This is a genomic window from Fuerstiella marisgermanici (assembly GCF_001983935.1).
GTDB lineage: Bacteria > Planctomycetota > Planctomycetia > Planctomycetales > Planctomycetaceae > Fuerstiella > Fuerstiella marisgermanici.
Genome location: NZ_CP017641.1, coordinates 4,454,814 through 4,481,803, shown reverse-complemented (window position 1 = coordinate 4,481,803; position 26,990 = coordinate 4,454,814). Strand labels below are relative to the sequence as shown.

Below are 26,990 nucleotides of genomic sequence, written 5' to 3'. Positions count from 1 at the left end.
CCGGATATGTCCGGTGAAATATTGGACCGACGGTCCCTTGCACTGTCCGGACTACGAATGCGACGCGAACCGTCACCACGATCCACCTCACGCAACAGCATCCTGCTGCAATTGTTGACCACTCCCTGGCGAATTCTGGGACTGGTTTTGGTGGTGGTGTTCGCTGTCGAAGCCGTCGTGATGCTTCTGCTGCCCAGGCTGTTGCCAGCGGACTTGCCGGGAATTTGGGAAGCACTTATCGATTCCGCATTGCTGACCGCGACGTGTGCTCCATTGCTTTGGTGGGTCATCATCAGTCCGCTGCGGCGAGTTGCCCTTGAAGCTCAGGCCCTTTCCAGCACCATCGTCGAAAACGCTGGCGACGGAATTGTGACCGTCGATCCGTTCGGCAAAGTGCTGTCCTATAACTCGGCGGCTCACCAGTTGTTTGGCCGCGCCGCGGAAGAGATTCTGGCACAGCCAATCGAACAGCTTCTTCCGGACATCCGTCTGACCACCACCACCGTCGGTGAAGCCGTGTCGACGACCGGACGACGCCAAACGGGAGACGACTTTCCAGCATCTGTGTCTGTGAGAAAGATTGGCGAAGGCGACCAGTCGGCGCTGGTTATCATCGTGCGTGACCTGACGGAGGCCCATCGCGCCGAAATCGCTCGTACAACGGCTGCACGCGAACAGGAAGCATTGCGAGCCCAACAAATGGCGACGCTCGCGCAACTGGCCACTGGCGTCGCTCACGAGATTCGTAATCCGTTGACGGCGATCAAGATGTTGATCCAAAGCACTCAAACGGATGGTGACAGCACAACTCTACCAACTGAAGATGTTCAAATCGTGGAAGATCAAATTCGACGCATGGAACAATCGGTGAACGCTCTACTCGATTTTGCCAGGCCGTCGCCAGTGGAAAGAAAATCGCTGGTTTTGCGAGAACTGATTCCCAATGTAATTCGTCTGCTTGAGGGGCAGGCGAAAAAACAGGGTGTGGAACTTCAGTTTGAAGAAGTCGTTGGCGACCTCGTGCTGAATGCTGATCGTGACCAGCTCCAGCAGTTGATTCTGAATCTGGGGCTCAATGCACTTAACGTGATGCCAAACGGCGGCACGTTAGCGTTTAGTCTGAGAAATCATGGTGACGGGATGGCGTGCGTGCTGGTGTCCGACACTGGTCCCGGCATCGCGGCGGATATTTTCGATGACATCTTTCAACCATTTTTCACCACCAGAAAGCAGGGAGTTGGATTGGGGTTGAACATCTGCCGGCGGATCGCAGAAGAACACGGTGGCTCTTTGACAGCTGCAAATGGCCCGTCTGGCGGAGCGGTCTTCGAACTGTGTTTACCATCAGCAGGCCATTCGACGGAAGGAAACCACTAAGATGGCGCAGCTGCTTGTGATTGATGACGAACCGTCCATTCTGCATGCCTTCCGTCGAGTCTTTGATGACCCACAGTTGGAATTGTTGACGGCGGAAACGGCGGCGGCCGGCGAGCATATCGTTCGTGAAGACCTTCCGGACGTTGTCGTCCTTGATTTGAATCTTCCCGATCGATCCGGACTGCAATGCTTCGAGCGCATCAAGGAAATCGATCCTCGCATTCCCGTGATCTTCATCACTGGACATGGCACCGTCGAAAGTGCAATCGAAGCCACGAAGCACGGAGCATTCGATTATCTCTTCAAGCCGCTGGAGCTTTCCGAACTAAAAGCCATAGTCGCGAAGGCACTCCGCCTAAGCGAGATGATGAAGACCACACCGGTCGTGAATCCGGACAACAACAGCGGCGTCGCCGGTAAGCAGGCGATGGTCGGTCGCTGCGAAGCTATGCAGGAAATTTACAAAGCGATCGGGCGAGTTGCTGCGAAAGACATCACGGTATTGATCCAGGGCGAGAGCGGCACCGGTAAGGAACTGGTTGCGAAAGCCCTGTACAAACACAGCCTCCGCAGCAAGGGGCCGTTCCGAGCACTCAACTGCGCCGCGATTCCCGAATCGCTGTTGGAAAGTGAACTTTTCGGTCACGAAAAAGGTGCGTTTACCGGAGCCGACCGTCGCCGCATTGGACATTTCGAACAGGCCAACCATGGCACCCTGTTTTTGGACGAAGTGGGCGATATGTCTGCGATGACGCAGTCAAAGCTGTTAAGAGTTCTGCAGGAACGCACTCTGGAACGCGTCGGTGGCAGCGAAACTATCAGTGTGGATGTCCGCGTTATTGCGGCCACGAATCTGGACCTCGAAAAACTGGTCGGAGAAGGGAAGTTTCGTTCAGATCTGTTCTTCCGATTGCGAGACTTCACAATCAATTTGCCGCCACTTCGCGAACGCGGCGACGACATTCAGATGCTTGTCGAACACTTCCTTTGCAAACACAGTGCAGCTCTTGGCAAGAATGTCACGCAGGTTGCTGAGTCCACGATGGACGTACTGCGAGCCGCTCCCTGGCCCGGCAATGTGCGGGAACTGGAAAGCGCAATCAAGCAGTCGCTTCTGAACACGCCCGGAGCAGTCCTGCTGCCGGAATGCCTTCCCCCATCACTCGGCGGCTCAGAAAAACACGCCGATGGGCATTCGTTTCAGCTACAGAAACTGATCGAAGATCACTTGCGTGAAGACGGCGCGACCGACTTGTATGCCAAGGTGATTTCAAATGCCGAACGCGAGCTGTTCACGACCGTCCTGAAGCATACGTCTGGAAACCAGGTCCATGCCTCCGCGATTCTCGGGATCTCCCGAGTCACTCTTCGGAACAAGCTGCGAACGTTCGGAATTAATGCGGCTGATTTCGACGTCGCGGGGAGATAGTCTGCGAAGTCCGCTTGGGCGATTTCCGTTCGGTTCGATCATGGATGACGGCAGGTTTGCGCCCTGATACGATCTGTACAATAGATCCTTGTGAATTTGGGAGCGATGTGTGTGGTCGAGGTTGGAGCGAGGCACGAGTGAGCCCCCGGGGTTTCCTTCGCTTCGCTCGGTCCAACCTCGGCCACCATTTTGGGAACGGTGCTCCCATTTTTCTGGGGAATTATGTAGCGCCGCAAACCTGGCCAGATCAGCCATTGGACCGCTTCAATCGTATTGCGCACCGCAGGTAATTCGTCATCATGCAGCTTGGCCTTCCCGCAGCGAATCTGTTGCAGAGCTATCGCATCTGGGATTCTTACTTCACGCCCTCTTTCGGGCATCCCGGTGCTGACGGAAGTCTTCGCCTGTTTGCCGATGTTGAACGTTCGATGCCTGCGATTCGAGCGGGCCGGTTTGAGAAGCTATGTTATTTCGCTCACGTCGGCGTGGGGACCACAACCGATCCTGTGTTCGAAAAGCTGGTTCGCAGCAAGCCTGACATCGTCCTGAAGCCGTTGCAGCGCTGGCCGAAACTGCTGTTGGGCATGATTCAGCTTAATGCAAACGATGTTGCCGGTTCGCTGGATGCTATCAACCGCTGGATCGCTGACGGCCCGATGCTGGGTGTTTACTTTCCCGGTGGAGGACCGGCGGCTTTAACATGCAATCACCGCAAGTTCGATCGCCTTGTCGAACGTGTGTCGGAACTGAATGCCGTCATCATGCAGCACACGTGGTTCAAGACCGGAGGCAAGCAAAGCGAAGGCGAATCGACACCATCCGAGTTAGCCGAACTGGCGGCTCGGCACCCGCAGCAAAAATTCATCAGTGCCCATGCCGGCGGTGAGTGGCAGCGCGGGATTCGAGCGGTCCAGTCATCGCCCAACGTGCTTGTGGAAACCAGCGGCTTCGACGCCACCGCTGGCTTTATTGAAATGGCAGTCCGAGAACTCGGCGCGGAACGAATCGTGTTCGGCAGCCATTTACCGTCGCGTTCGTTGGGCACAGAACTTAGCAAAGTTACGGCAGCAGAGATCTCTGATGCCGATCGGCGACTGATTTTGGGTGAGAACTACCGGACGCTGTTGGGCCGAACATAACGCTGCATCCGGCCTCAACAAATTCAGGCCCTGGCGTTATCCATGTTCGACCGTCCCGTCCTAAACCGGCCATTCAGAAGCCCGTTCTGCATGCGATGCAGATCCCGCATGATCGACCGCATCGATCCATTCCCTGACGTCGTCGTTGATGTAGCCCCAGTACCACGACTGAACAAGTGCCTGCAGGATTTCCTCTGGCTCCATTTCACGAAGTCCCCTGTCCAGTCGTTTGCGCAGGCTCATCATCAGCGACTCCTGGCCCATTGGTGATCTGCCCGGGCGAGTCGCATCCGCACCTTCAAATGCCAGAGCAGTTCTTGCCTGATTAATCTCTTCGTCGGTCAGTTCTGCAAATTTTCTGTCAGCCCGTTCGATCCGTCCCCACATTGCGGACAGGCACTGGGCGAATGAAATTGTGGTAACGTGTTGCCCACCCTGAAATATTGACCGCTCGAGTTCCGTGAGTTCGGCCGTAATCCTATCCATCGCCTTCCGTACAGGACAGTGGCGATCGACGCTGGCTGGCTGGCCTCCCACGATTCCGTTCTGCGTTTCTTCAACGATAACGGAGGCCATGCGGCTGCAGAGTTCCACAAGTTTTTCTCGTCCGCCAATCTGAAATGTCGCGTGCGGCCGCCCTCGGTGAACTTCATGGCATGCCGTTGCAATCGTTGTCAAGTGCGCGGCCATCCATGCTTGACTATCTTCATCATGGTGCGTCTGCAGTTCGCCGCCCGACGATCGCAAGTCCCTAATCGCGAACCATAGCCGCGCCGAAAAGCTACCTGCGCCGACGTTCATGGCGTTGATGTCTTCCAGAACAGCCTTTCGATACGCACTGCGAATGTCGGCGCCTTGTTGGAAATTCGACAACCATCCACGTGCGATGCTCCAGCGATTCTGCTGAGATGGCTTCAGGCTTTTTACGCGATCCGCGAATTGAGGAAACGCGTATGTGGTTGTTGGCCAGACTGCTTCACTGAAAATGTCGTTCTCGCGGTACGTAATTTCTTCATGACACGTGAGACGATATGCCACCAGCAAACGTTCGTTTAAGACATCGAACAGTGGAAGCCCGTTACGAGTGTTGGCGGCCTCCGTTTGGTGATGTGGTCTTACACCGTAGTCCGATTTTACAGCGGCAACGTAGTCAGGGCCAGCGCGCACTTTGGGCAATTTAGGCTGGCGCGACAAGTGAGTATTGGTTAGTCTTTTCGTGTCGTAACATCGGACTTCACGAGGAGAGGACAAGAGATGTCGACAGTTGAACTGGCGGTCACCCAGGAGCTGACAGGAAACATTGTTCATTACTTTGATCAATTGAAAGACCCGCGTTCCAACATCAATCGTCTGCATCTGCTTGGTGATGTGATTGTGATCGCCATTTGCGGAGTGCTGGCCAACGCCGACGGCCCCAGTGCGATTGCGGAATGGGCGCGACTGAATGCCGATGGCCTGCAGAAACACCTGGCACTTCCGCATGGCATTCCGAAAAAAGATACGTACCGGCGCGTCCTTTCTCTCCTGAAGCCGAACGACTTTCAAGCGTGCTTCGTGCAATGGATTGAATCGCTGGAAGGACTTTCCGACGAACAGAAAGAAGGCTACAGAAAACAGATTGCGATTGATGGCAAAGCACTCCGTCGATCACATGACAAAAAGAATGGGCTGGGTGCGTTGTTCATCGTGAGTGCGTGGGCTTCTGATCAGGGGATTTCTCTGGGACAGGTGGCGACGGAAGAGAAGTCGAACGAGATCACCGCGATCCCGAAATTACTGAACGAAATCAATATCGATGAGGCGATCATTACGATTGACGCAGCGGGTTGTCAAAAAAACATTGCGCAGCAGATCGTGTCTGGCAATGCAGACTATGTGTTAGCCCTGAAAGGCAACCAACCGAAACTCTATGAGGTCGTGCAGAAGTTTTTTCTCGATCACCTGGAGGATGACTTCGCTCGCTATCCCGTCAGTCGCTATGAAGAAACAGAGAAGGGACACGGTCGGCAGGAACAGAGAATCTACTATCAGGCGACCGTGCCTGTCGATTTTGACGTGGGCCACAAATGGGCCGGACTCAAGACCATCGGAACGGCGATCCGAATGTACGAGCAGGACGGCATTCATCATTCTGACGTTCGCTACTACATCAGCAGTCTGCGTCGCAAAGGCGAGCTGTTCGCAACAACGGTTCGTGGTCACTGGGCCATAGAAAACACGCTGCACTGGAGTCTCGACATGACCTACCGCGAGGATGAGAGTCGAGTCCGAAACCGAATCTTCGCGAACAATTTGTCATGGCTCAGACGACTCACACTCAGCCTCATCAAGAAACATCCTGGCAAACAAAGCAACGTCATGAAAAGAAGAATGGCCGGATGGAACATTGACTATTTGATGCAAATCCTTACCGGCAAAACAACTTAGTATGCGCTGGCCCTGGCAACGTAGTCCGCCGCTCTGCGGCCCTGGAATGAATGAACCTTGACGCAGCGTGGCGTCATTGTGCCCCCTGCCGCCGGCCTTGTATCCAGGTGAGCTGAAGCATTTTGCGTTGTGTTCGCCGCCGGTGTTTGAACCGCAGCGGGTAAATTGTCGTGGCTTGCGAAGTCCCACCGTTCCAGCTCGCGACACAACTGACTCGCAATATGATGGCCCAGGGATCCATACGCAGATACCTGTTCGTCCGTATAAAACTGATTGCTGGTAGGCTCATCCGGAAACGACGGAAAACGATTGCGAATCTGGCGAATTTCAATCGGGTCACGTTCCGTGATGGCCATTTGACAGTAGAACAGCAATCCGTCAGGCGTGTTATCCTCCGGATAGCGAACTCGCATACACAGATAGGGCTGATGAACCAGACGCTGGTCGTCCTGTTTCAGCCGACCAAAATCGATGGGCGCTTCATGGTCCAGATCCAGAAACCGTACGCCCATGCTGGACGCAGCCGATTCGCACATGCGAGCAAGTGTTCCAAGCGGATCGGTCCCTAAATTGGCGCCGGCATCGCTGACGACGATCAACTCACACCGGCGTCGAAGCAGCGGTGTCACGCCCAGATAATCTGTGAAGCCGCCGTCAGCAACATATACTGAATCACCAGGCTCCAACGCTCTCCCGTTGTCTTTGGCAGAACGTGCCTGCGGACGGATCAGGGAGCTGAGGAGGTAGGCAGAGCCCGATTTGTTTTTCAGGCTGATAGCCACTAACCCGGCAAGGCAAAGAAGTGGAATCGCCGAAGTCCATTCGCCCGGGCTAAGCAGCCAAATGGCGATCGCGATGCCGCTCGCCGCGACCAACAAGGCACTTGCGCGTTCTGACAATCGCTGATCTGGAACGTGAGTTCCGTTCGTTTGCGTTTGAGCCGACTCCGGTTGGGGGGACTGCTCTTTCCGACAGACTCGCTGGCCAAGCCCTGTGTTGAAGAAGTCTAACAGCACCGACAGGCAACGGTTTCCAGTCATCAACGGCGTAACAGCCGCTCCGGAAATCGTAATGGTATCGGCAAGCGTTACAGTGGCCCCGCCTGGTAGAGTCACGTCTCGGCTACTGACAGGGCCGACGGTGGGCTTCGATGTTTCAGGAGTTCGCCAGCCCTGGTCGATGCTGCTATCAAAATTGCCACTGTACAGTGGGCTGAAGACAAACGGTTCGGCATGAACCCGATAGCATCCGTTCACGGTCACCGGTTCCATTGAACTTGCAAGAATCAACGGGTACGGCAGTCCGTCTGCTGTTGGTCGCAGGTCCGGCAATTTCACGGCGGCCACATTTCCCAGTGTGTGAGTGTTGGTCAGAAAATTGGCCCCCAGTTGTTCTCGATAGAACCGGTACACGGCACTCAGCGACACCGGATTGATAGACACTTCACTTAGCTCGTAACGGATGGCACTGGCCATGGCGCCGATCAGGGCCAGCAGCATCCACCAACCAAGCCATTCCCATCTTGCCAATCGATCGTACGGTGGGACGACGTGCGTGCTTGGAACGTCCATGCTTTGGATAGCCGATGGAAACAGAGCTTCCAACAAACGCCGATTTAGATCGGCAAAGGCACGTTGCTGGCTGACGGTATCTGTGGTGGCAGCGTTCTTTGTCGTGCCAGCAGCGTTTGGCGACTTGAGTGTTTCAATACGCCGGGCCGCTGTGATCAGACTCTTTTTCGCGCGCGAATTAAGACCGAATTTGTCCGAATTCAGCAGACTTGTTAGTCGGTCACCGAGCCGAATGCTGAGTGCCGTGCCTGCTTGAGAGGGCTCTGCTTCGCCCTTAGCCCGGAAATCTCACACAGAGAATGCACAAAACCGCCTCTGCGTGCGTAAGTCTTTTGTGAGAAGGATTTACGTCAACATCAGGAGGCGGTTTTGTGGTGACAGAGTGTAGCAGAGAGAAGTTGTTATTCGAGGGTCACGGTCGGCGAGAAGTTTGTGCCGCGTTTGATGGTGGAAAGATCACGTCAGATGGTGGCGGGTTGTTGTTGCGGGAAGTCGAAGAGCGGTTTGGTATCCTTCGATCGTTCACGGCGAGCTTTACGGATCATCGAAGTGAGCACAGTGAGTTCTCAGTCGAAGAACTGTTGCGGCAGCGAGTCATGGGAATCGCTCTGGGCTATGAAGATCTGAACGATCACGAGCAGTTGCGACATGATCCTCTGCTGGCTCTGATGTGCGGGCGACGAGATATCACCGGACAGGATCGTGCTGCCGAATGCAGCAAAGGTGTTCCGCTGGCCGGGAAGAGCACGCTCAATCGGTTGGAACTCACGCCGGTTGGGGCGACCAAAAACAGTCGCTACAAAAAGATCGTCGCCAGTGTTTCCACACTTCAGGATACTCTGGTCGATGTTTTCATTCGCATGCGAAGCAAGCAAGGTGTGCCGACGGAACTCGTGCTTGATCTCGACGCCACGGATGATCCGGTGCACGGCGATCAGCTCGGGAAATTTTTCCACGGCTACTACAAAAGCTACTGCTTTCTGCCGTTGTATACGTTCTGCGGCGGCTGGCCGCTCGGCGCCGTGCTGCGTCCTTCAAACATTGACGGCTGTGCGGGAACGGTGAAAGAACTCGAACGCATCGTTCCCAGGCTGCGAGCCGCATGGCCGAACGTTCGGATGATCGTTCGAGCGGACGGTGGTTTTTGTCGCGACAATATTCTCGCCTGGTGCGAGAAAAACCGTGTCGATTACATCATTGGCCTGGCAAAGAACAAGCGTCTTGTGAAGGCAATCGGGGGCGAACTTCAGCAGGCGAAGGTTCAGTTTGAAGCAACGGGCGAAGCGGCTCGGGTGTTCAAAGATTTTCGGTATCGCACGAAGGAGACATGGTCATGCGAACGCCGAGTCATCGGCAAAGCCGAACATCTTCGCAAAGGAGCCAACTCGCGTTTCGTCGTCACCAGTCTTTCGCTCGAACGCGTCGACGCACGTATGCTGTACGAAGATCGTTACTGCGCGCGGGGCGACATGGAAAACCGGATCAAGGAACAGCAGCTTTATCTGTTCGCGGATCGCACGAGCACTCACAACATGCGTTCGAATCAACTGCGGTTGCTGTTCTCGACGATGGCGTATTTGCTGCACCACGTGCTGCGGGAATTCGGCCTGGCGGGGACCGAGATGCAGAACGCTCAGGCGGGCACAATTCGTTCGAAGCTGCTGAAGATCGGCACGAAGATTCAGGTGAGCGTTCGGCGCGTGGTGATCAGCTTTTCCGAATCATATCCGTACCAGCCACTGTTCGAACGAGTCCTTGCTAATCTCCGCCGCCACAGACCGCAGGTCATGCAGGTCTGATTTCAGTGCGACAACATGAGATTCCTCAGCCGGCTTCGAAGATCGGTGACGCACCGCTGCGCGCGTCTGGAAATGTACGAAGCCACGATCCCAATTTCGGTCGAATGGGCCTCAGATTCATACCAGGATCTCAACGCCAACGAAATTCTACCACCGCCGCCTACTCAACCCCGATCGCGTGAGACATCCGGGTTAGGTTTTTCTGCGTTCCTGCCGCTGCCATTAGTTTCCAGACTTGCCAGCAATCTTGCTGTGAACGCTGGAGATTCCAGAGTTCGATTCCAGTTCCGCAAAAAGGCTTGCTGCCGTTTTTGAGTGGCCTTGTAGGCCATCAGTTGCCTGAGCAGTGTTTCGCGAACGCCGCCGGGTTCTGAAATCATCTCTTCGGCACGCAACGAATCAATGATCGAGGGCTGGATTACAGTGATGTGGTAGGCATACGCGGCCCCGTAGATCCGGTGCCATAGATTCCACGCTTCAACGGCTTGCGGAAGCACGGGGTTGATCTCGTGGCGGTCTTCGAATTCCTTTTTTAACCACACGCGGCGAGAAGCAATGGATTCCAGGTAACTGCGTTTCGGCCGCACTGAAATAGGAACGTTGTCGGCAGCTTCCAGGTGGCCGGGCCCGTAGATAAGTTTCATGTACTCCACAAGGCTAGTCAGGTGTTCGCCGAACCAAAAGCTACGGATCGCTGTTTCAACTTTTGGGCGTGAAGGATCGGCGACCCGATCGGATTCGAAAAGGTCGTGCAAAGCGTACCAGTCCGTGACGTCACCAGTTTCCAGATGCGGGTCACGTCTTTGCGTGTAGTGGCTAATGTCTTCACGCGCCATCCAGTGAACGATGGCAAATCCGGCTAACACAATGAGTCCGGCCGTGATCATGCGCTGGCCGTGTTTTAGCCAGTTCTTGGCTTCCTGCTGTTCTGATCGGAACAGGCGATCCTTTCCAAGAAACACGAGGATCTGAACGCCCGCCGCCGCGATGGCAAAAACCTGCGCGTAATGGTTCAGGAAAAAGTCCTGTGAGTTCGCCTGAAACCGAGTCTTGCCGTTGCCGATAAATACGGCCACGGACGCCAACAGTGCGACTGCAAGCAATCCCAGGCCGATTTTTCTGCACGCCACATGCCAACGCTGAAGTTGCGTCCGCCACTTCGACGGCTCTTGCTGTGTCGCACCCCCTGAATTTGATCGCTGAGTCCGCCATGCCGCTACTCCGGCAGCAGATCTGAGTGTCCAGAACACGGCACCTGTCGCGAGATACACCAGCAGCACAATCATGGCCGGAATAAACGCTACGGTGAGTTCGTTTCCAGCTGTCAGGCCTAGAACACTGAAGTACAAGTACCGGAAATCAATGGTGTCGAACGAACGCCACAGCAGTGCGATGAACGTCGCCACGATGCCGGAAAGACCCAGGTAAAACGCGGCATTGAATCCGCACGACCAGAGATAATTCGGTAGCAGATCCAGCGGTCGGCTCAGATAGCCACCGATTCCGGTGAGCCTGTCCTGGCGAATTTGTCCGTTGTCCGGATCGCGTCCCAGCTTCCAGCGGTGCGGGTCGTCGTGAAACGACTTTTTCGCGTTGGATTGGGCTGCGTCAGGCTTCTCGTCTGGTGGCGACTTTGCTCCGTCCGGCAGCGGGTCTGCCTGAGCGGTCAGGTGGCCGGCAATGTAGCCGCCACCCGAGACGCTCGCCATATAGTCTACATATCTCAGAAAACCGCGGTGAGACAACCCCTGCAGGAATCCGTCGTTGTACAAGGCAGACCGTATTCCGCCGCCGGATAGAGCCAGTCCAACCAGATTGTCAGGCCGCTGTTCAGCCTGTGGTGATTCCTTTGCGGGTGCGACGCCGCTATCAGGAAAAGCGGCGGCCCTTCTTTCACGGATCAGTTCCCATTCACTGGGTTGTTCACTCATCGCATCGCCCCAAATGCAATTATTGTCTTGTCCTGAATCGCTCGCTCGGCCGAATATATCCTGGTTAATACTGCGGGCAAGTGTAAAAGTAATATTGCGGTGGGGCGTTAGGTGATGCGTTCGGGTGAGGTGGTCTGGTGCCCGTGTTAGCTGATCGTTTGAGTTGCCTGGCCCGCTTTTTACTTGCCTCGACACGCTGTTTGGCGCATCAACGGCATTCCGCCTGCCGCAAGTGGTGAGATATTTCGGCGCGATAAGCTACATCGACAACAGTTCGTCGGGACCGCCAAATTCCAGCCTGCGGGCTATTTATTCACCGACCGCCACGGGAGAGGCGGCAATCGATCGCCGCTGAAATCGCGAAGAGGACGCGTCACTTCGGACGATGCATTGAAGGCTTCGTTAGAGGGACTTCGTTCGCTTGAATCGTGCTCCGATTTGCTGATCCGTATTTCGCCAGACGCGATGGCGATGGCGGAACTCGAGCTCGAGGCCCGCTCCGATACGGATGATTCATCGGACACAGAACCAGAGATTCACCGCCGGCGCTTCAGTCAACAAGCCGTCACCCGTCCTCAACGCCAATCGGCCGCGGGGCCGTCCCCGCCTGCGGCGACCAACGGGAGCACCGCCGGCGCTTCAGTCGGCACGCCGTCACCCGGTCACCACGCCAATCGGCCGCGGGGCCGTCCCCGCCTGCGGCGACCAACGGGAGCACCGCCGGCGCTTCAGTCGGCACGCCGTCACCCGGTCACCACGCCAATCGGCCGCGGGGCCGTCCCCGCCTAAGGGATGCCGCGTACGATTTTGGGGCCGATGATTTTGGTGAGCCAGACGGGGAGTTTTTGCCAGGTTGCGATCATGCGGTCGTACTTGCCGCTGTTGGGCCGAGCGTCCGTGACGTTTCCTTTGCGGCTGTAGTATTGCCAAACAGCGGGGAACTCTTCTGAGCCCCACTGCTTTTTGAACTTATGAGTTCCCGCGTCGACGGAACTGCGACCGAAGTCGAACGTCGTCTGGCCACGCTCGATGGCTCGTTCCAGCACATGCCAGTACATCAGCATATTGCAGCTAGTGCGATTGAATTCGCGGAGTGCGCTGGCGCTGGGGATTAAAGTTGTTTCGGGTCCGTGCAGCAGGAAGCCGGACGAGACCGGTGTACCGTTGAAGCGAACGGTACAGATTTCTGCATCGTCGCCGAATTGGTTCAGCATCTGGTTGAACAGCGACTTCGGAAACGGGGGCGTGCCGAGGTCTCGCATGTTGCGGCAGAAAATATCGTAGAACGTATTCAATGCATCGTGGCGACCGAACTCATGGGTGAGTTCCGAATTGTTGAGCGGCTTGCGAATCTGGCTGCGGACTTTCGACTTCAGGCTGTCCCATAGCTGTTCGGATGTTTCCGGCAGCGCTAAACGCATGTGAACTTTTTCCGTTGCGGAAGCATTCATGCGTGGGTGTTCGTGGTAGTGTTCGTGACGAAGCTCGAGGTGCTTGACGTCGAGTTCGTCTGCCAGGTCGACGGCTCGATCAATCAACGTCTTTGCGATCGTGTCGGAATCTGCGAGGACTCCGCCAGTGTTGAGGTACGGCTGGCTGGCCAGAAATCGGCCGAAGATTGGACCGGCGACGAACATCAGCGGCAGCACGCCAACGATCCGGTTATCAATAGTTGCCCATAGGAAATGAGGACGGTGACTAAGAGACGACTCGAAGACGTTCGCCCACTCAGCGCGCAGGTGGAAGCCGTCGTACCCCCAGCTCTGCAGATAATCATTCCATCCGTTTGGCGCAGCGTTCGCGCCGTGAATAGTGGCGGTTGTGGGTTTGTCGATGACGATTGTTGACACGGTTACGTTCCTGATCTTTTGAATTCAAACGCCGGCAGGTTCGGCCATGTGTCGTTCCTGCGCATGGCTCGCTGCGATCTGCTGTGCTAAGGATGCGTCCAACTTGCTGTATACGTCTACGACCGTCGCCATCCGTCGGCCAAAGCAAAACTGTTCTTCCACCGTGCGTCGACCTGCGGCAGCAATTCGTTGGCGCAGTTCTTCGCTTTCCAGGCAGACTTCCAGTCCCTGATACAGTTCTTCAACGCTGTCTGTTTCGACCACGATTCCGTTTTCACCGTTGGTGACCAACCGTGGGATACCATTCACGTTAGTTGTCACGACGGCTCGTTGAGACGCCATGGCTTCCAGCACAACGTTTGGCAAACCTTCACGCAAACTGCTTAAAACGAAAATGTCGATGGCTCGGTAAAGGTCTCGCGGATCACTCAGGAAACCGACCAGACGGACGTTGTTTTGCAAACCCCGCTTGTCGATCTGAGCCTGCAATTGTTCTTTCAGGTGGCCTTCGCCGGCAATGAGCAGTCCGATTGGGCGGCCATCGGCGACCAATTGCGCAACCGCATCGATAAGGTGATGGAACCCTTTTTCTTCGGACAATCGCCCGACCGCACCCAGCACGATGTGTTGGTTGTCGAAGCCGAAGCGATTGCGTTCGATTTGGTGCGGTGGCGAAGGATCGTAGTCATCGACCACGATGGCGTTGTCGATCAGTGTTAGCCGTTCCGTTGGAATACGCATCTTGCGGCAACGATCGTGCAAATCCTGCGACACGCAGATGACCTGATCGTACCGCTTCATGCTGAGGCGATCGATCATGTAATACACCGGCGTCTTTGCGGTGAAGCGGACCCAGCCGTGGGCCGTCGTGACAAGGCGCATCTTGTGGGCCCGCCGTACCAGTAGCCCAAGCGCGTTACTCTTGTAATCGTGCGCGTGCCAGATTGTCACGTTGCGTTCTTTGCAAATGCGAATGCATTCTCGCACCACGTTGCGATCAAATGGGCCGCAGTCATCGACGCCAATGATCTCCGCTTTGGCGGTGGCCGCCTTGGTTTCCAGCGTCGCGAAGCCTTCGTCGCCAGGCGGGCGCATAAACAGACAGGCGGAATCGATTCCAAGTTCTCGCAGGTATCGGGGCGAGTTCAGAATCGTTTTTTCCGGCCCGCCGCCCGTGCCTGTCACGACTCGCGTATGCAGGACAAATGGCTTTGGCTTCTGTTTCGGAACTGAATCGATCATGCCAGATGAAGTTCTTCTGAGGTGGAAAGTCTGTTGATGTGCTGTTCGATCGTCTGAGCCTTCGCTGCCCAACTTTCATGGCACAGTCTTTGACGCGCTTGTGCCTGCGAAGTCGGCAGGCCTTCACTAATTCTTCTTAACACAGCATCGGCGAATTCAGTGTCAATGGCTGCGACATCCATGCAGTCTCGCCATTCCTGGACAGACGGAAGGTTGCTGGTGACGACGGGCTTTCCGGTCGCGATGTATTCCTTCATTTTCAGTGGCTGCATTGCTCGCGTCACCGGCAGGTCAGCATACGGCATGATCAGGACGTCGGCTGCCTGAGCGATCTTTGGTAGGTCTTCAAACGGTTGCGAACCGATAGCTCGCACATTTGGCAGCTTCAAAATAGCGTCATCCGGATTCTGCTGCGGCCCGGCAAGGACGATGGTGCCGTCCTTCATGCGTTTGGACAGAGTTGTCAACATTGGCGTGTCCAACCGCGGATCGACAACGCCCCAGAAAACGGCGAGCGGCCCGTTGAAGGCGCCTATTGCGGGCGGAGCGGCTTCAGCGATTGAAGTCGCCTTCCAGAAGTTTAGGTCGACTCCATGAGTCAGCAGTGCGGATTCACGGCCATGCCCGCGGATCATTTTTTGCAGGTGTTCACTGACAGCCACGATGCTGTCGGCTTTTTTGATCATCTGCACGTCCATGTCGCGAAGCGTGTTTCCATCCAGACCTGGCCACTCACCAAAATCGTCGACGCAATAGTACAGCCAGTGATCGACCGGCAGTCGACCTGGCAGGTCCGAAGTGATTGGCAGAGTTGTGATGGCTGAAACTGGTTGCGGTAGTGCCTTAATCAGCGGTGTTAGGCTTCGGGACAGCATCGACGCATTGATCTTTCGGTCAACGCTGCGAGTGAACCATGGCCACATGCGCGGGTTGACTACGGTTAGGTTGCCGTGTTGAGGACTGCCGCCTAAGTCGCTGGCGACCTCACCACGATTCGACTTCCACTGCTTTAATTTTTCTGTCACGCGGCGAAGCGTGGCCATGTCCAGTCTCGGCGCGCGAGTGCCAATGGTGTTGACCCACAGCACTTTGTAGCTGGGAAGCAGTTGCTTAATCAGGTGTTGGCACGAAGACGGGTGCCGTCCCCAGTCGTCGGAAAAGACGACTAGTGACGCGGGTTGGGTCGCTTGTCTATCGGGCATGCAGCATCTCCTCATACATGCGACCGTACGCATTCAGCATGCCGGCAAGAGAGAACGTCCGGTGAGCGACCGCTCGACCTTCGCTGCCAACGGATAGGCACAACGCGGGGCTCTGCTGTAGTTGCACGAGGCTGGCGGCCAGCGCTGCGTGGTCCCTAGCATCGGCGAGGAATCCCGAATTGCCCTGTGTAATCATTTCAGGAATGCCACCCACGGCGGTCGACACCACGGGCAGGCACGCGGCCATGGCTTCGATGATTGTCAGCGGAATGCCTTCGCTGATGCTGCTAAGCAGAAACGCATCCGACGCGGCCAACAGGTCCGCAATGTCTGATCGCGTTCCCGCCAGCTTTATGTGGTCGGCTAAGTTGAGTTGGGCGATTGTTTGTTCGATCGCCGCTCGTTCGTCTCCGTCACCCACAATCAGAAGACGGATGTTGGGCGCCGTTTGGCGAGCCTCGTCGATAGCCTTAAGAGCCGTTTGATGGTCTTTCAGTTCGTGTAAGCGAGCCACCTGAACGGCAACAAAGTCGTCGGCTGCGAATCCAAACTCTTGCCGAATGCGGATCCGAGCGTCATCTGCAGCCGAGGCCAGATCATCCAGGTCTACGCCGTTGTAGACTACTTCACACCGACTGGGCGGCAGGCCTTCGTTGTCGATTAATGCCTGCCGTACTGCTCCGCCAACACCGACTAATCGATCCTGCTTTCGCAGCAGCAGTCGATTCACGATGGAGCGTTTGCGGCTGGGAGCATCCGGAAAGTGGCGACCGTGTTCGGTAAACAACACAGGCCGCGAACCGGTGAGTCCTCGGCTAAGCATGGCCTGGAAAAATGGCGTGTATTGATGAGCGTGAAAGATTTCGGCTCCGTGCTGGTCGGCGAAAGCGTGCAGCCTTCTGGCGCAGCCTCGGTCGATTCCCGGCTGACGATGCAGGTGCTCTACGACAAACCCATCGGCCCGCAACCGTTCACCGATCGGGCCGATTTCATCCAGCACGGCAATCACGCAGCGATACCGATCGCTCATGCGGCGCACCATCACGTCCACAAGGACTTCTGCCCCGCCAACTCCCAACGCGTGAATTACGTGGCAGATGGTCGGGTGAGTGTCCGTTGTGTTGGAAGGCTGTGTTGTCGGGGCGGCCTGAAGCATGGTGAGGGTGATGAGGAGAATAGAAGATCTTGGGATATTGTCGGCTACATTTGCCGCTTCACGGCGTCAATGGTTTTTGCCAGCCGGAAAGGGTTGGCCAGTTTCGTCGCCGCCAGAATTGCCTTCGCGGGATTCTTCAACATAGCTTTGACTCGGTGTTTCTGTAGGACAAACATTGTCCATTCCGGCCATTCGTATTGCTGTTCGACTGGCGGCATGTATTCGGGACGGCATGTCCGGTGAAAGATGTCTCGCAGCCCTTCCGTCATTACAATCGACAGGCATCGAGACGCAAGATGCGAGTCCTCGAATTTGTAGAGGTCATTCCATGCGGCTTCGTTCAATTCGTCCGCCTTGCGTCGCATTGCAGTTTCTTCAGTTGCGTCGTCTGAGCATGACGCGGCAATCCGAAGAGCGTTCGCTTTGCGAAATTCCTGAGCCGCCCAGGCCACGTTGGGGAACTCAAGCCTTTCCGGATGAGCCAGCGCGGGTTCTTCGTTGGCCGCCATCCAGCGACCGTAGTGCGCCAAAGTTTCTCGAACGTAAGCGTAGTGTTCGTCTAGTTGATTGGCTTGCAGTTTGACGGCCAGATACCGCCCCAGCGCCGTCATGCAGACGGTGTAGGACCAGTGACCTTCGGCGTCGGCCAGGTGCAATTCGTCGCAGTCCTGATTCGGGCTCACGACTCGATGAGTCAGCTCTTCCGCCTTGTCCATATACTTGCGGTTGCCGGTGAGCAGCCAGCCATCTATCAGCGAATTGATGGAATTGCCCGCACCGCGACCCGGGCCGTGGAAGTCTTCTGTGACTGTCTTGCTGGCGAGACCACTCGGGCCGTCATCGATTGCGCCCCAGATCGTTTTCGTGCCGTCGTCCATATTGATCACCCAGTCGGCGAGCGACACGACGGCGTCATGAGCTTCGCGATGGCCGGTCAGGAAGTAGTAGTACAGCAGGCCGGTGGTGTAGTTGTGTTCGCACGCCGGACCGCCGCCGTACGTGTCTTTGCCGGTTGCGTTGTGCCGTGAGTACGTTCGGTGAGTCGACGTGTGAGCATCGACGTAGTGATCGGTGTGCCAAAACAGACCGCCATTAAAGCACGCTCGATCTTCCGACGTGTGATAGATGTCGATGTCCATCACGTGACGTGCCAAGGGTTCGAAAAGGTCGAACCATTTTGCATCGCCGGAAGCGGCCATGTTTTGAATGCCGCCAAAGATCAGATCGAACTGATTGTTGTAGTGCGATATGACGGTGTTATCGCCGTCATAATGAGCCTGCTCATGATCGGCCGGCACGTCGCCGAAGTTTCGCCAACCGTACTCATCAATCTTCTCACGCCGCGCGGTGAAGGAATAGTCGCCGGTGGTTGCGGCGGTGAGGTAGTGGGCCAGACGGTTTGCTTTTGCAGTGTCACCAGGAAACCACGGGAAGACGTCGCACTTCTGAACCCAACCGCTTGGTTGAATCAGACGCGGTGGAGCATTCACCCAGCCCAGATGATTCAGGCTTTCGTCCACGGGCCGCAGGGATAACCACGTTGATTGAGTCTTCTGTTCGCCACCCTGCAATTCGTAGGTCTGGCCTTCCAACTGAGGAAACAGGCCAACAACCACGCGACCGCTTTCGACGGCAAGGCTACCGGGAAACTGCTGCCAGAATTCGGGGACTGCAACGGTCAGACGGCTGTCGTCCGAAGTTAGAGCGACCACTGGTTCTGCTCTCTCGCCGCGCGTGCTTTCGCCTGCGAGCGTGGCAACGTAGCCTCGTTCAGCGACTGTGGATTGTCCGTTCGCATCGATGTGGTTCGTGTTTGACCACGCCGGGCCGCCGCTGCCGAGTTGCACAATTCTTAGCGTGTCGGTGGTGGACGCCATTCGGACGGGCGCGTCGCGTTCAGGTTTCCATGTTAGGCTTGTTGTCATGTAATCGACGGTGTGAACGTTCAGGTGCAGTCCGGAAAAAAGGAATGACCCTTCGTCACCCAGATCCCACAGCCCGCCTTTGTGCCGTGCGCGGCGAGTGTTCCGAATTCGTGTTTCTACTTTGATGTGTCCGGCGGTCGGCCAGATTTCCAATCGCAATTGCACGTCAAGAAACGGCAACCCGACTACGGTGGCTCGTACAACAGACACGCAGCGCACATCACCGGATTCTTCTTCGATGACGTCTGTGATTTTCAATGACAGTAAGCGGCCGGTTTGGTCGAAGAGTTCCGGGACGATGCGAATCGTTCCGGCTGTCGGTCCGTGTTCGCGTGGTTGCTGGATGTGCAGCGTGAGTTCGTTCTGCTCCCATTTCAGCGAGGCGGTGCCGAAATGGTGTTGAGCTCGTTTTTGAGGACGGACGAATGTGCCGCTCGTGCGCCCCTGAGGAATGCGGCCGGCGACGAAATGAGCCAGCAGCCAACGTACGCTTCCGTCACTCCACCGGTTAAGCACCTCCGATTGAACGGGCAATTGAGCTCCGCCGATGCCTTCGACTAACCAGTCGCCCGGTTCCTGCAGTGCACCTTTCGGCAGGCACAAGCCACTGGTGACCGGCACATGGCGCAACTTGCTGTCGGCCGCTGACACGAGTTCAAACGGAATCTCGCGACACTGTTTATTGGCAGGCTTGGTTGGTGTAGCGGTTTGTTGCACGGACGTGTTCATAGGAAGTTAGGTGTTGGTAACAGCTGTCTTTTTTGCGGTCGGCGGCCAGTGGCTTTGTTGAGTTGCTGGCTGCTGGGCGGATTGATTTCAGCATGGTGGCGACCATCACGTGCCGCTCGCACACAGGACGTTTGTTGATACCGGGTTGTTAAAAGAGGTGCGATCGTTTCCGGTTGATGTGGTTCCATACGCCTCCAGCCAGCGGCCCAGCATAAGCAGTGACCACAGCACCTGGCCGAAACGTCCCGTCTGATTGCAATGCGACTTGTAAATGCCGTTGGCGTAGTCGGAATTGATGTATTCGGCAATCGGTGCGTCCTTGCGAAGGACCACGTGTTCGACCTGCTCTCGAAGAGGTCCTCGCAGCCATGCGTCAACGGGGAGTTCGAAACCCTGCTTACGGCGGTGAGCCAGCTTGCTGGGCAGACGCGATTGAAACACCTGCTTCAGAATCCACTTCTTCGAACCGTTGCGAATCTTCAGACGTGACGGCATCGACGCGGCCAATTCCATTAACTGCACATCGATCAGCGGCGGCCGAACTTCCAGTCCGTACGCCATGCTGGCTCGATCAACCTTCGTCAAAAAATCGTCCGGCAACAGAAAGTTGGTGTCCGCTGCCAGCATGCCGCTTAGCGCGTCGCGGTGTCCGGTGCGGAAAGCGTCTTCGACGAATGTTTCGGGGCGATGGCCACCGAGCAACCGTCGGAACGGTCGGTTCAGAAGGCGACTTCGCATTTGACGGCGACAGGCAGACAGCGTGTTCGCGTAGGCTCCGGCCGGATCCGCGGACAGATTCTGCAGCAGCGTTTTGAGTCGCAGTGGTCGAGGCAGCCAGTCCGCTTTTGGCCAGACGACCGACAACGGTCGCAACGCCATATTGCGGAACAGCCACGGCAGGCGGTCTCGGATGGCCGCTTCTTTTAGGTCGTGGCTGTAGCGAGCGTACCCGCCGAACGCTTCGTCGCCCCCGTCTCCAGACAGGCACACTTTAACGTGCTGCGATGCCATGCGAGCGACGGCCATCGTCGGGATGGCAGATGCGTCGGCGAAGGGTTCGTCGTAGAAGTAGACCAGCTCATCCAGATCCCGAACGGCGTCCGGAGTGACGATGGCTTCGCGATGGTTGGTTCCGAAGTGTCTGGCCACCTCTTCGGCATACGGAAGTTCGCTGTAACGCTTTTCCTGGAACCCGATGGAAAACGTTTGCAGCGGTTCAGAAACCACGTCCGCCAGCGACGCTACAATCGCGCTGCTGTCCAGACCGCCGCTTAAGAACGCACCGACCGGTACGTCTGCGATTAAGTGCGTCTTAACGCTTTCACGCACCTGGTCGTCGATTCGCTGTTTCCATTCGTCATTGGAAGCGGTGACTTCGTTGTCGAAGGATAGTTGCCAGTACCGTTCGGCGCTCATGTTAAAATGATTGGTACTGACGACCAGCGTGTGAGCCGCCGGAAGACGCTTGACTCGCGCGAAGATACTTCGTTCGCCGGGGATCACACCAAACGTCAGGTAGTCTTCGATGGCTTCAGGAGCGATGCTGCGATCAACGTTGGGATGAGCGAGGATGGCTTTCAGTTCTGAACCGAACAGAAGCTTTTCGTTGTCGCGGTAGATGAACAGCGGCTTCTGACCAAGATGATCGCGAGCCAGAAGCAGTTCGCCCCTGCGAGCGTCCCACAGGGCGAAGGCGAACATGCCGCGCAGGTGTTTCACCAGGCCGCGTCCGTGTTCTTCGTACAGATGGACCAGCACTTCTGTGTCCGAATTCGTTCGGAAGATGTGTCCGCGCGATTCCAGTTGCTGCTTGAGTTCAGGGTAGTTGTAGATTTCGCCGTTGAACACGACCTGGACGGATTCGTCTTCGTTGGCGATCGGCTGGTTGCCGCCTGCGAGATCGATAATGGCCAGTCGGCGATGCACAAGGCCCACGTTGTTGGCTTTGAAGAACCCTTCGCCGTCCGGTCCGCGGTGCGCAATTGCATCGCCCATCGCCTTCAGAACGGCCTTGTCCGGCGTTCGGTGACGGTCGGCGTAGAGAACTCCAGTAATGCCGCACATGAAAATGGTCCGAGGCTGCTGGTCTGTCGTGCTGTCGTGGTCTGAGGCGCAGGTGCTGGGCGCACAAATCGCCCGCCAAACCATAGGTCGCGGGCGGCCGGGATGAAGCACCGGACTCAGGAAGGCCGCTTCGGAAACGCGTTCCTTATTCGCAACATGCGGATGCTGCGGGCAATAGTCTCGTGTTGCGTTCCTGCAACGCGGACAGCGTTAGTGCCTGCGGCTGAGCAGAAGCCGCAGGACCGGTGTAATCAGCGCAACCGGCAATTGCTTGATAGCAGCCCGTCGCGAAGCATTGCGATGCAGGCTTGGCTGAGTGCGGACGATGCCGAAGCTCGCCTCGCCACAGACACGGCGTTCCGTGGGCACACGCCGTTTTGTTCTTGCGCTGTGCGCGTTTCACGCGGCTGACGTGTCGATCAGCCCAGCTGGTGATTCCGCTCGAGGCAGCTTCAGAGTGAACATCGTGCCTTTGCCGACTTCACTTTCCACTCGGATGCGGCCTTTGTGAGCTTCGATGATTCGACGGCACAACGACAGGCCAATGCCCGTTCCGCCCTGGCCGCGCGCGTCTGCTTTCTTGGTGGTGAAGAACGGGTCGAAGATTTTCTGAAGCTTGTCGTTGGGAATGCCGCACCCGGAATCGCCGACAGAAATCTCTGCCCAGCCTTCAGAGGGATTGTCACGAATCACCAGCTTCAGGCGGCCGCCTTCTTTCATGGCCTGTCGCGCATTAACGATCAGGTTGATCAGGATCTGCTGAATTTGGCTGCTGTTCACCTTCGCCCACACGCCGGGTTCGATGGTTTCGTCGACGCCGATGCGGTGCATTTGCAGATCTTTCTGCACCAGCACCATGACGTCTTCCAGCAGCTTGTTGAGTTCACAGGGATCGAAGCGATCGCCCGTGTTTCGGGCGTACGCCAGCATCCCAGTGGTGATTTTGGTCGCTCGTTGGCCGGCGGCCAAGATGCGATCGAACGACTTGTCTCGCGTTTTCGCATCTTTATGGCGGATGCCCATTTTGGCGTAGTTGATCACGGTGGTCAGGATGTTGTTAAACTCATGAGTGATGCTGCTGGCGAGAGCTCCCACGGAACTTAGCTTTTGAGCCTGCATGAGCTGCTCGTCCAATAGCCGCACTTGAGCTTCCAGTTCTGCAATTTTCTGCTGATCACTCATTGGTGTCGTTCTGTCCTAAGTTGCTGTGGCGCGTTTGCGGGTTGTGACGACCGTTACATGTCCTATCGGCACCCGGCGAAACGAAAGTGAAAGCAACGATCTGCAAACACTGGCTTCAACCGTTTCGCAGAATCTGCGGGATGAAAGTGCAATCGGGATATCGCTGAGCGGCCTTCATTCGGCAGAATTCGCCCGTGGCCATGGATTTTCCTGAATCGCAAATAAGAAATGCCCTTTCACGACAGAGACAGCCAGACTTTTCATTGTCCGCATTGCGACGCCGTCGTTAAGGTGGGCGCTCGCGTGTGCCGATCCTGTGGGGCAACCGACGACTGCGGCTGGAATAGTGACGGCGGCTGGAACGACGATGCCGACTTCGACACGGATGCGGACGACGATTTCGACTACGACGACTTCGTTGCGCGGGAGTTTCCGGAGCACGCTGACCCAGCCGCGTTAAAGAACGCGAACCGGCCATGGTTGCCGATTGTCGTTCTAGCGCTGATTGTCACTTTGTTGTTCAGCATGTTTGTCTTCTAACCGTTCGAAAGCACTTGATGTCCTCGTTTCAATCTGAACTGAACACTGGCCTGGATGCGGTCCGCCAGGCCGCTGCGGTTTGTCGGTCTGTTCAGGCTTCGATTTCTGCCGATTCACTGGAAAAAAAAGACAAAAGCCCCGTCACGGTGGCGGACTTCGCCAGCCAGGCGTTGATCTGCCGCACACTGCAGCAAACCTTTCCCGACGATCCGGTCATCGGTGAAGAAGGCGCGGAAGAACTTCGAGCAGACTCCGGCGCTACTTTTCTGGATCGCATCGTTCAGGAATGCGGTGCTGTTGGAGTCGCGTCAAATGGCTCTGAAGTGTGCGACTGGATCGACCGTGGCGGACTTCAGGAATATCGACCTCGCTTCTGGACACTCGACCCCATCGACGGCACGAAGGGCTTTCTGCGAAAAGATCAGTACGCGATTTCGCTGGCGCTAATTGTTGACGGGCAAATCCAGGTGGGCATTCTGGGCTGCCCTAACATGCCCGTCGATGAGTCAAACCCGGACGGCCAACGCGGTCTGCTGGCATGGGCCGTGAAGGGGCAAGGCAGTTTTCTTCAGGCTTTGGACGCACCTGATTCCGAACCTAAAAAGATTCAGGTAACAGAAACGGCTGACAGTGCGGATGCACGATTCTGTGAGTCTGTCGAATCCGGACACAGTTCACACGATTGGTCAGGGCAGATTGCAGCGAAGCTGGGAATCACTCGCGAACCGTTTCGCATCGATAGTCAGTGTAAGTATCTCGCCGTCGCAAAGGGTGACGCCGACATCTATCTGCGGCTGCCAACGCGGAAAGGCTATCAGGAAAAGATCTGGGATCACGCCGGCGGGATTCTGGTGGTTGAAGAAGCAGGAGGCACGGTCACCGACATTCATGGGAAGCCCCCTGAATTTTCTCATGGACCAACGTTAGCGAAAAACGAAGGTATGGTCGTGACCAATGGGCGATTCCATGATGCCGTGACGTCGGCCGTCGCAGTAAGTGCTCCGGTTCGGTAACTAAAATTCGAAAGTCTTCCCATGGAGTGGTTTCCAATCGCTCTGACACTGGGCGTGATTCTGGCGGCCATCGTCGGCATTATGTACTACCGCTTGCCAGCTGACACGTGTTTGCTGGCCGGGCTGACGATACTGCTGGTGGTTGGTGCCTTTGATCCACCGACAGACGAAAATGATATTCAACACGGTTTGACCGTGCCGCTGGGGCTATCCGGATTCGCAAATCCCGGTGTGCTGACTGTCGCCGTTTTGTTCGTTGTTGCCGACGGCCTGCACCGCACCGGCGCGTTTGCATGGCTGGGTATGAGATTACTCGGCACGCCTGGCGGGACCACGTCGGCTCAGCTGCGGACGATGATCCCTGCTGCATTGCTGAGTGCATTCTTAAACAACACGCCTGTTGTGGCGTTGATGATGCCCATCATCAACGACTGGTCGCGGAAGCACCAAATTTCCGTCAGCCACCTGTTTATGCCGCTAAGCTTTGCCGCAATTCTGGGCGGCATGTGCACGCTGATTGGCACCAGCACAACAATCGTAATTAACAGCATGTTGGACGACAGCCTCACGATGTTTGAACTGGCGTGGGTCGGGATTCCGGTCGTCGTGTTGGGAGTCACTTTCATAACGCTTAGCACGCGCCGTCTGCTGCCTGAACGTCAACCGGCCTTCACCGCCAATGACGACCCGCGTGAGTACACGGTTGAGATGCAGGTCGAAGCTCGCAGCCCCCTGGTTGGCAAAACGATTGAAGACGCTGGACTGCGGCATCTGCCGGGCATGTATCTGATGGAGATTAACCGCGATGGTCACGTGCTGCCCGCCGTTAGTTCGCAAACATTGCTGCAGGCGCGTGACCACCTTGTGTTCGTTGGCGTAGTCGAATCGGTTGTTGATGTGCAGAAGATTCCCGGATTGAAACCCGCGACGGATCAATTGTTCAAACTGGACGGGCCACGTTCGCAACGGTGCCTTGTCGAAGCCGTCGTATCCAGCAGCTATCCGTTTCTGCGGCAATCGATTCGCGAATCGAAATTCCGCAGCCACTATAATGCAGCGATCATTGCGGTGAATCGCGATGGCGTGCGGTTGCAGTGCAGGATCGGTGATATTCGACTGCAACCCGGCGACACATTACTGCTGGAAGCCAGTTCCAGCTTCATTGATCAGCAGCGGAATTCCAGACACTTCTTCCTGGTCAGCGAAGTGCAGGATTCAACACCTGTGCGACATGAACAGGCCTGGCTGGCTCGCCTGGTGATGGCCGCATTCATCGTCGCGGCATCTTACTTTGGTGCGAAGGGGATCAAAGACGCGGCGCTGCTTGCGGCACTACCTGCTGCGATGCTGATGATCTTCTTCCGCTGCACGCGGCCGTCTGACGCTCGAAGATCGATCGACTGGAACGTCATTCTGGTGATGGCGGCCGGCCTGGGGATCGGCGAAGCGATGAAAGTCAGCGGCGCAGCGACCTTTGTGACGGATGGTCTGACGGATTTCATCTCGTGGTCAGGTGGCGGCGACACGATGATGCTGTCCATCATCTTTCTGGTGTCGGTCGTGTTAACGAACCTCATCACCGCCAAGGCAGCGGCGGTACTGGTACTGCCCATTGCTTTGGCGGCTGCAGAATCCGCTGGCATCAGCGCTAAACCGCTAATCATCGCGGTCATCATGGGAGCGGCCGGAAGTTTTGCCACGCCGTTTGGCTACCAAACCAACATGATGGTCTACGGTCCGGGCGGTTACCGGTCGTCGGATTACTTGCGGCTGGGCGTGCCATTAAGCCTTATCGTCGGCTTGGTGACCATTCTGATCGCGCCGTATGTCTGGCCGTTTGAACTGCCGCAATCATAGTTCGTCACTTCAGTTCGATCAGCGTTTCCAACGACTTGGCAAATGCCCCGTAGACGCCTTCACTGAACAACACAAACCGCACTTCCGCCGGTGCCTTGTGCCATTTCTGAAAATCGGTACACGTTTTTAGAGCCACGTTTGCCGCCAGGTCCAGCGGGTACCCGAACGCTCCTGCGCTAAGAGCTGGAAATGCGATGCTATTGCAATCATGTTGCTGAGCCAGTTGAAGACATTTTCGATACGCCGACTGTAACGCGACAGGTTCGCCCTGTTTACCGCCACGCCAGACGGGGCCAACGGCATGAAACACGTGCTTCGCCGATAGCAGTCCGGCACCGGAAGCTACCGCGCTGCCCGTGGGGCAGCCGTCGGGGTAGAGGACGTCGGTTTCTTCCATAATGGACGGTCCACCTGCGTCGTGAATCGCTCGATCCACACCGCCGCCACCGGCCAGCTGAGAGTTCGCTGCGTTGACGATCACGTCAACGTTTTGTTCGGTTATGTCTCCCTGCAGCAACTGCAGTCGGCAACCAGAAATATCCACCTGCATTTCTTGA

The 26,990-nt window shown here is 56.3% G+C and carries 19 protein-coding genes; 8 read left to right on the top strand and 11 right to left on the bottom strand.

Going from position 1 to position 26,990, the window contains the following annotated elements:
• Positions 1-6: 6 nt before the first annotated feature.
• The 3 genes from Fuma_RS16760 to Fuma_RS16750 all read left to right on the top strand — a co-directional run bounded on the left by Fuma_RS16760 (position 7) and on the right by Fuma_RS16750 (position 3,945).
• On the top strand, positions 7-1,377 hold the full coding sequence (locus tag Fuma_RS16760) for a two-component system sensor histidine kinase NtrB (RefSeq protein ID WP_083732107.1): 1,371 nt from the start codon (positions 7-9) through the stop codon (positions 1,375-1,377).
• 1 nt (position 1,378) lies between these two features.
• Positions 1,379-2,806 (top strand): sigma-54-dependent transcriptional regulator, encoded by a 1,428-nt coding sequence (locus tag Fuma_RS16755; RefSeq protein ID WP_077025142.1) that lies wholly within the window; start codon positions 1,379-1,381, stop codon positions 2,804-2,806.
• A gap of 299 nt (positions 2,807-3,105) precedes the next feature.
• Positions 3,106-3,945 (top strand): amidohydrolase family protein, encoded by an 840-nt coding sequence (locus Fuma_RS16750; protein ID WP_077025141.1) that lies wholly within the window; start codon positions 3,106-3,108, stop codon positions 3,943-3,945.
• A 60-nt stretch (positions 3,946-4,005) separates the two neighbouring features.
• Here Fuma_RS16750 and Fuma_RS16745 read toward each other — a convergent pair whose 3' ends face one another.
• The gene (locus tag Fuma_RS16745) at positions 4,006-4,983 is read right to left on the bottom strand and encodes a hypothetical protein (RefSeq protein WP_145944219.1); all 978 of its coding nucleotides are present in this window, start codon (positions 4,981-4,983) and stop codon (positions 4,006-4,008) included.
• Between the two features lie 216 nt (positions 4,984-5,199).
• Here Fuma_RS16745 and Fuma_RS16740 point away from each other — a divergent pair, with 216 nt between their 5' ends.
• Positions 5,200-6,372 (top strand): ISAs1 family transposase, encoded by a 1,173-nt coding sequence (locus tag Fuma_RS16740; protein WP_077025139.1) that lies wholly within the window; start codon positions 5,200-5,202, stop codon positions 6,370-6,372.
• Here the strand turns inward: Fuma_RS16740 and Fuma_RS16735 are convergent.
• Positions 6,369-7,943 carry a hypothetical protein gene (locus Fuma_RS16735; RefSeq protein WP_145944218.1) on the bottom strand — a complete coding sequence of 525 codons (1,575 nt, stop codon included), beginning with the start codon at positions 7,941-7,943 and terminating at the stop codon, positions 6,369-6,371. The two genes, Fuma_RS16740 and Fuma_RS16735, sit on opposite strands and share 4 nt — an antisense overlap.
• A 371-nt stretch (positions 7,944-8,314) precedes the next feature.
• Between Fuma_RS16735 and Fuma_RS16730 the strand changes: the two genes are divergently transcribed.
• Positions 8,315-9,742 carry an IS1380 family transposase gene (locus Fuma_RS16730; protein ID WP_077025137.1) on the top strand — a complete coding sequence of 476 codons (1,428 nt, stop codon included), beginning with the start codon at positions 8,315-8,317 and terminating at the stop codon, positions 9,740-9,742.
• Positions 9,743-9,906: 164 nt separating this feature from the next.
• Here Fuma_RS16730 and Fuma_RS16725 read toward each other — a convergent pair whose 3' ends face one another.
• The 8 genes from Fuma_RS16725 to Fuma_RS16680 all read right to left on the bottom strand — a co-directional run bounded on the left by Fuma_RS16725 (position 9,907) and on the right by Fuma_RS16680 (position 23,023).
• Positions 9,907-11,673, bottom strand: a complete 1,767-nt coding sequence (locus Fuma_RS16725; RefSeq protein ID WP_077025136.1) for a patatin-like phospholipase domain-containing protein — start codon at positions 11,671-11,673, stop codon at positions 9,907-9,909.
• 785 nt (positions 11,674-12,458) lie between these two features.
• Positions 12,459-13,523 (bottom strand): FemAB family XrtA/PEP-CTERM system-associated protein, encoded by a 1,065-nt coding sequence (locus tag Fuma_RS16715; protein ID WP_218922179.1) that lies wholly within the window; start codon positions 13,521-13,523, stop codon positions 12,459-12,461.
• A gap of 24 nt (positions 13,524-13,547) precedes the next feature.
• Positions 13,548-14,765: a glycosyltransferase gene (locus Fuma_RS16710; RefSeq protein ID WP_077025134.1), complete on the bottom strand. Its 1,218-nt coding sequence runs from the start codon at positions 14,763-14,765 to the stop codon at positions 13,548-13,550.
• Positions 14,762-15,967 carry a glycosyltransferase gene (locus Fuma_RS16705; RefSeq protein WP_077025133.1) on the bottom strand — a complete coding sequence of 402 codons (1,206 nt, stop codon included), beginning with the start codon at positions 15,965-15,967 and terminating at the stop codon, positions 14,762-14,764. Before Fuma_RS16705 ends, Fuma_RS16710 begins: the two co-directional genes overlap by 4 nt.
• Complete coding sequence (locus Fuma_RS16700) at positions 15,957-17,123, bottom strand: glycosyltransferase (RefSeq protein WP_077025132.1); 1,167 nt, start codon at positions 17,121-17,123, stop codon at positions 15,957-15,959. The genes Fuma_RS16705 and Fuma_RS16700 overlap by 11 nt, the downstream gene beginning before the upstream one ends.
• Positions 17,124-17,167: 44 nt before the next feature.
• Positions 17,168-19,777, bottom strand: a complete 2,610-nt coding sequence (locus Fuma_RS16695; protein WP_077025131.1) for an RIFT barrel domain-containing protein — start codon at positions 19,775-19,777, stop codon at positions 17,168-17,170.
• A 105-nt stretch (positions 19,778-19,882) separates the two neighbouring features.
• Positions 19,883-21,841 carry an asparagine synthase (glutamine-hydrolyzing) gene (gene asnB, locus Fuma_RS16690; protein ID WP_077028352.1) on the bottom strand — a complete coding sequence of 653 codons (1,959 nt, stop codon included), beginning with the start codon at positions 21,839-21,841 and terminating at the stop codon, positions 19,883-19,885.
• Between the two features lie 399 nt (positions 21,842-22,240).
• Positions 22,241-23,023, bottom strand: a complete 783-nt coding sequence (locus tag Fuma_RS16680) for a sensor histidine kinase (RefSeq protein ID WP_077025129.1) — start codon at positions 23,021-23,023, stop codon at positions 22,241-22,243.
• Between the two features lie 228 nt (positions 23,024-23,251).
• Between Fuma_RS16680 and Fuma_RS16675 the strand changes: the two genes are divergently transcribed.
• Genes Fuma_RS16675 through Fuma_RS16665 form a run of 3 tightly spaced genes read left to right on the top strand, consistent with a single transcriptional unit; the run spans position 23,252 to position 26,433 of the window.
• The gene (locus tag Fuma_RS16675) at positions 23,252-23,563 is read left to right on the top strand and encodes a zinc ribbon domain-containing protein (protein ID WP_077025128.1); all 312 of its coding nucleotides are present in this window, start codon (positions 23,252-23,254) and stop codon (positions 23,561-23,563) included.
• A 17-nt stretch (positions 23,564-23,580) separates the two neighbouring features.
• A complete protein-coding gene (locus Fuma_RS16670) occupies positions 23,581-24,576 on the top strand; it encodes a 3'(2'),5'-bisphosphate nucleotidase (RefSeq protein WP_077025127.1) in 996 nt (331 codons plus the stop codon).
• 21 nt (positions 24,577-24,597) lie between these two features.
• The gene (locus Fuma_RS16665; RefSeq protein ID WP_077025126.1) at positions 24,598-26,433 is read left to right on the top strand and encodes an SLC13 family permease; all 1,836 of its coding nucleotides are present in this window, start codon (positions 24,598-24,600) and stop codon (positions 26,431-26,433) included.
• Positions 26,434-26,437: 4 nt separating this feature from the next.
• On the opposite strand, the gene Fuma_RS16660 is transcribed toward Fuma_RS16665, so the two are convergent.
• The gene (locus Fuma_RS16660) at positions 26,438-26,983 is read right to left on the bottom strand and encodes a macro domain-containing protein (protein WP_077025125.1); all 546 of its coding nucleotides are present in this window, start codon (positions 26,981-26,983) and stop codon (positions 26,438-26,440) included.
• Between the last annotated feature and the right edge of the window lie 7 nt (positions 26,984-26,990).

Excerpts from the sequence above, each read along its gene's own strand:
- Fuma_RS16760 (WP_083732107.1), top strand. The coding sequence starts at position 7 with ATGTCCGGTGAAATATTGGACCGACGGTCCCTTGCACTGTCCGGACTA.
- Fuma_RS16755 (WP_077025142.1), top strand. The coding sequence starts at position 1,379 with ATGGCGCAGCTGCTTGTGATTGATGACGAACCGTCCATTCTGCATGCC.
- Fuma_RS16750 (WP_077025141.1), top strand. The coding sequence starts at position 3,106 with ATGCAGCTTGGCCTTCCCGCAGCGAATCTGTTGCAGAGCTATCGCATC.
- Fuma_RS16740 (WP_077025139.1), top strand. The coding sequence starts at position 5,200 with ATGTCGACAGTTGAACTGGCGGTCACCCAGGAGCTGACAGGAAACATT.
- Fuma_RS16735 (WP_145944218.1), bottom strand. The coding sequence starts at position 7,943 with ATGGACGTTCCAAGCACGCACGTCGTCCCACCGTACGATCGATTGGCA.
- Fuma_RS16725 (WP_077025136.1), bottom strand. The coding sequence starts at position 11,673 with ATGAGTGAACAACCCAGTGAATGGGAACTGATCCGTGAAAGAAGGGCC.
- Fuma_RS16710 (WP_077025134.1), bottom strand. The coding sequence starts at position 14,765 with ATGATCGATTCAGTTCCGAAACAGAAGCCAAAGCCATTTGTCCTGCAT.
- Fuma_RS16705 (WP_077025133.1), bottom strand. The coding sequence starts at position 15,967 with ATGCCCGATAGACAAGCGACCCAACCCGCGTCACTAGTCGTCTTTTCC.
- Fuma_RS16700 (WP_077025132.1), bottom strand. The coding sequence starts at position 17,123 with ATGCTTCAGGCCGCCCCGACAACACAGCCTTCCAACACAACGGACACT.
- Fuma_RS16695 (WP_077025131.1), bottom strand. The coding sequence starts at position 19,777 with ATGAACACGTCCGTGCAACAAACCGCTACACCAACCAAGCCTGCCAAT.
- asnB (WP_077028352.1), bottom strand. The coding sequence starts at position 21,841 with ATGTGCGGCATTACTGGAGTTCTCTACGCCGACCGTCACCGAACGCCG.
- Fuma_RS16680 (WP_077025129.1), bottom strand. The coding sequence starts at position 23,023 with ATGAGTGATCAGCAGAAAATTGCAGAACTGGAAGCTCAAGTGCGGCTA.
- Fuma_RS16675 (WP_077025128.1), top strand. The coding sequence starts at position 23,252 with ATGCCCTTTCACGACAGAGACAGCCAGACTTTTCATTGTCCGCATTGC.
- Fuma_RS16670 (WP_077025127.1), top strand. The coding sequence starts at position 23,581 with ATGTCCTCGTTTCAATCTGAACTGAACACTGGCCTGGATGCGGTCCGC.
- Fuma_RS16665 (WP_077025126.1), top strand. The coding sequence starts at position 24,598 with ATGGAGTGGTTTCCAATCGCTCTGACACTGGGCGTGATTCTGGCGGCC.
- Fuma_RS16660 (WP_077025125.1), bottom strand. The coding sequence starts at position 26,983 with ATGCAGGTGGATATTTCTGGTTGCCGACTGCAGTTGCTGCAGGGAGAC.